This is a genomic window from Mesorhizobium sp. M8A.F.Ca.ET.202.01.1.1 (assembly GCF_004791595.1).
Classification (GTDB): Bacteria; Pseudomonadota; Alphaproteobacteria; order Rhizobiales; family Rhizobiaceae; genus Mesorhizobium.
In genome coordinates this window covers 1-335 of record NZ_SRUN01000156.1, presented here as the reverse complement: position 1 = coordinate 335, position 335 = coordinate 1, and the positions used below count along the sequence as shown (strand labels likewise).

The window sequence follows — 335 nt, the reverse complement described above, 5'->3', positions numbered from 1 at the left end:
CATCTTATTACGCAAGGTGTGGATTTCGATCCAATAAGTGAAACTGGATTTTTTCATAATTTTTGATTATGAAATCTCTCTCCATGATAGTTTGGAATTATTCAAAACCTGCCAAAAAAGGAGCTGACAATGGGCAGAAAACCGGCGAACCGGGCTGACGCGTTCGAGCTGCGGCATCTGCGCTATTTCACCACGCTTGTAGACGAGCGCAACTTCGAGCGCGCCGCTGCCCGCCTCGGCATTGCCCAGCCAGGTTTGAGCCAGCAGATCATGGCGCTTGAACAGATCGTCGGCATGCCGTTGCTTGATCGCACAAGGCGGTCGGTGAAGCTCAC

General features: G+C 51.0%; 1 protein-coding gene. It reads left to right on the top strand.

Features of this window, described 5'->3' with window-relative positions:
- Positions 1–129: 129 nt before the first annotated feature.
- Positions 130–335: LysR family transcriptional regulator (locus EN845_RS34280; protein WP_135931307.1), on the top strand; the 206-nt coding region annotated here is incomplete at its 3' end.